The following is a 4,022-nucleotide window of genomic DNA, read 5'->3' on the forward strand; positions in this document are numbered from 1 at the left end:
ATCCCGGACCGCGCAGCATCCCGGACCGCGCAGCATCCCGGACCGCGCAGCATCCCGGACCGCGCAGCATCCCGGAGGGCGGGGCTTCGAAGCATGTCCTAGTAGGCGGACGCCACGGACTGTTTCGCGTTGGAGGCGTCGTACTCGCGGTCGGAGATGATGACCTTCTCCGGAATGGCCTCGCCGTTCAGGAACTTGGTCAGGGTCTGGAAGGCGAGCGGCCCGAACCTCGGGTTGGACTCGATGACCGCGGAGATCCAGCCGCCCGGGATCTGCGACACCGCGTTGCGGGTGCCGTCCACCGACACGATCTTGATCTGGCCGGCCTTCTTGCCGGCGCCCTTGAGCGCGGTGACCGCGCCGAGGGCCATCTCGTCGTTCTCGGCGTACAGGCCGTTCACGTCCGGGTTGCTCTGGATGAGCTGCTCGGTGACCTGCTGGCCCTTCTCGCGGGCGAAGTCGCCGGTCTGCTGGAAGGTGATCTGGATGCCGGGCGCCTTCTGCTTCAGCTCGTCCTTGAAACCGTTGGTGCGGTCGGTCGTGACGTTGTTGCCCGAGGCGCCGAGCAGGATCGCGACCTTGCCCTTGCCACCGACCGCCTTGATCATCTGGTCGGCGGCGCGTTTGCCCTGCGTGTAGAAGTCCGACCCGATGAAGGTCACGTAGTCCTTGCAGGCGGTGGCGTTGATCTGCCGGTCCACGGTGATGATCGGGATGTGCCTGGCGGCGGCCTGCTGGAGCACCGGCTCCCAGCCGTCGGAGTTGAGCGGGGCGATGACCAGCGCCTGCGCGCCCTGGGCGATGAGCTGCTGCACATCGCTGATCTGCTTGTTGAACTGCGACTGGCCGTTCGTCGTCTTGAGGTTCGCGATGCCGAGGCTCTTGGCCTCGCTCTTGATCGACTGAGTCTCGGCGATGCGGAACGGGTTGGCCTCCTTCTCGGACTGGGAGAACCCCACCACCCCGCTCTTGAGGTCGAACTTCTTGGCGCCGAACTTGTCGATCGTGCAGGTCGGCGCGTTGCCGGCCGGGGTCTGGGCCACCTGTTGCTGGCCCGCGGTGTCCTGGGCGCCGGCCTGCTTGTCGTCCTCGGACTTGGCGCAGCCGGCCGCGGCGAGCGTGAGGAGGGCGACGAACGCGGCCGCGCCGACGACGCGGTGAGAAGACGAAGTCATCGGAGTGTCCTTCCAGGCTGAGGACGAGGCTCCCGTATTGAGCCATTTTCGATCGTCTTCTGTCAATACCGATCGCGAAGCCTGGTCGACTCGATCTGAATATTGCATTTGCGATCGATCGCGCTCATGCTGCATCTGGCCCCGCACGGCCTCTCGCCGGTGCCTGACACCGGCAGATTGGAGCCTCCTGTTGTACGCGCGCAGATCCTCCCGGCGGACCCGTCCCCGGGGTCCAGCCTCCGTCATCGTCCTCGCTCTCGCTCTGGTCACCGCCCTCGCCGCACCCGCCGTGCCGGCCGGAGCGGCGGACGCGCCGAAGGCGCAGACCGGGCTCACCACGCCCTGGACCCACGAAGTCTCGCCGACCAACGCGCTGCCCGACTACCCCCGCCCCCAGCTGACCCGCACCCGCTGGCAGAACCTCAACGGCACCTGGCAGTTCGACGAGGCGTCCGCCGCCGGCCAGACGCCGCCCACCGGGCGGACCCTGCCGGAAAAGGTCCTCGTGCCGTACCCGGTCGAGTCGATGCTGTCGGGGATCCAGCGGCACGTCGACCACATGTGGTACCGACGGACGTTCACGGTGCCGCGCTCCTGGCACGGCGACCGGCTGCTGCTGCACTTCCAGGCCGTGGACTACCAGACGGCCGTCTACGTCAACGGCGTCAAGGTCGCCACGCACACCGGCGGGTACGACTCCTTCTCCGCCGACGTCACCGGCGCGCTGAGGGGCACCGGCCCGCAGGAGCTCCTCGTCGGCGTCGACGACACCACCGACATCGACGGACAGCCGGTCGGCAAGCAGCGCCAGGCCGGTGACGGCATCTTCTACACCCCGTCCTCGGGCATCTGGCAGACCGTGTGGCTGGAGCCGGTCGCGTCCGCGCACGTCGACCGGGTCGACGCGACGCCCGACCTCGCGGCGAAGGCGCTGCGGGTGACCGTCCGGGCCTCCGGCGTCACGACGCAGACCGCCGAGGTCACCGCGTACGCCGGTAAGAAGAAGGTCGGCCAGGTCACCGGACGGCCCGGGGCCGAGCTGCGGCTGCCCGTCCCCCACCCCCACCTGTGGACCCCCGACGACCCGTACCTGTACACGCTGAAGGTGCGGATCCTGGACCGCCACCGCGCCGTGGACGAGACGAGCTCCTACTTCGGCATGCGCTCGATCGGTCTCGGCAAGGGCCCGGACGGCAAGGTCCGCATGCTGCTCAACGGCAGGTTCGTCATGCAGGTCGGCACCCTGGACCAGGGCTTCTGGCCGGACGGCATCTACACCGCGCCGACCGACGCCGCGCTGCGCTTCGACCTGGAGGCGCACAAGAAGCTCGGCTTCAACATGGTCCGCAAGCACGTCAAGGTCGAACCCGACCGCTGGTACTACTGGGCGGACCGGCTCGGCCTGCTCGTCTGGCAGGACATGCCCTCGACGTTCGCCTCGCACACTCCGCCCGACACGGTGAAGACGCAGTTCGAGAGCCAGCTGCACGCGCTCGTCGACCAGCACCGCAGCCACCCCTCGATCGTCACCTGGGTCCCGTTCAACGAGGGCTGGGGCGAGTACGAGCCCGGCCGCATCGTGAGCGAGATCAAGTCCTGGGACCCCAGCCGGCTCGTGAACGCGGACAGCGGCGTGAACTGCTGCGACTCCCTGCCCGACAACGGCGAGGGCGACATCTACGACAACCACACCTACGTCGGGCCGGGCACGCCCGTCCAGCAGGGCGCCCGTGCGGCCGTGGACGGCGAGTACGGCGGGCTCGGCCTGAAGGTCGACGGCCACATGTTCGACCCGGCGAACGGCTTCGCGTACGAGATGGAGCCGGACCAGGCCACCCTCACCCGCCGCTACACCGAACTGCAGGGCCAGCTGCTGAAGGTCGAACGGCGGTGCGGCGTGTCCGCGTCGGTCTACACGCAGATCACCGACGTCGAGGACGAGCTGAACGGCATCTACACCTACGACCGCCGGGTGCTCAAGCCCGGCGCCGACCAGGTGCGGGCCGCGAACCTCGCGCTGATCAAGGCGTCCGGATCGGTCGGTGACGGCGACGGCACGACCTACCCGCCCGGCACGCCCGGACTCGACGGCGTGAGCTTCTATCCGCTCGACGAGGGCTCCGGCACGGTCGCCGAGGACGCCGCGGGGAACCACGACGCCTCCCTGGTGAACGGCCCTGCCTGGACGGCCGGGCACTCGGGGTCGGCGTTGCAGTTCAACGGCTCGGACCAGTACGCCGACACGGGCGCGGCGATCCTGGACACGACCGGGAACTACAGCGTGTCGGCCTGGGTGAAGCTGGACCGGCTCGGCTCGTTCGCCACGGCGGTGAGCCAGGACGGTGACACCAACAGCGCCTTCTACCTGCAGTACTCCGGGCAGGACAACCGGTTCGCCTTCAGCTTCGCCGGGGTGCGGGCGCTGGCGCCGTCCGCGCCGCAGACCGGGCAGTGGTACCACCTGGTCGGCGTCCGCGACGCGGCGAGCGGCACGCTCACCCTCTACGTCAACGGCCAGAAGGCCGGCACCGCGGCGGCCTGCCTCGGTGACGCCTCGACGGGCCACACGGTGATCGGCCGCGGCCGGTACGGCGGCAACCCGGTCGACTTCTGGCCCGGCGCCATCGACCAGGTGCACCTTTTCGACCGCGCCCTGTCCGCCGACGAGGTCGGGCAGCTGTACCAGTCCGGAAAGTGAGCCACGGGAGGGGCCGCCCCGGCGGTCCCTCCCGCCCCCGACGGGAGTCTCCGTGGAACGACGAACCTTTCTGCGGCGCGGCCTCGCGGCCGGTGGCGGCGCCCTCATCGGACCGGCCGTGACCCGCCCGGCCGCCGCCACCGGCTCCG

The 4,022-nt window shown here is 69.7% G+C and carries 2 protein-coding genes; one reads left to right on the plus strand and one right to left on the minus strand.

Annotation, left to right across the window (positions count from 1 at the left end; genetic code table 11):
- Positions 1–98 precede the first annotated feature (98 nt).
- On the minus strand, positions 99–1,175 hold the full coding sequence (locus ACFFNX_RS44120; RefSeq protein WP_378212233.1) for an ABC transporter substrate-binding protein: 1,077 nt from the start codon (positions 1,173–1,175) through the stop codon (positions 99–101).
- Between the two features lie 190 nt (positions 1,176–1,365).
- On the opposite strand from ACFFNX_RS44120, the gene ACFFNX_RS44125 reads away from it, so the two are divergent.
- Positions 1,366–3,873: a LamG-like jellyroll fold domain-containing protein gene (locus tag ACFFNX_RS44125; protein WP_378212234.1), complete on the plus strand. Its 2,508-nt coding sequence runs from the start codon at positions 1,366–1,368 to the stop codon at positions 3,871–3,873.
- Positions 3,874–4,022: the final 149 nt, after the last annotated feature.

This window comes from Actinoallomurus acaciae, assembly GCF_042429965.1.
In the GTDB taxonomy this organism is placed as follows: Bacteria; Actinomycetota; Actinomycetes; order Streptosporangiales; family Streptosporangiaceae; genus Actinoallomurus; species Actinoallomurus acaciae.

Excerpts from the sequence above, each read along its gene's own strand:
- ACFFNX_RS44120 (WP_378212233.1), bottom strand. The coding sequence starts at position 1,175 with ATGACTTCGTCTTCTCACCGCGTCGTCGGCGCGGCCGCGTTCGTCGCC.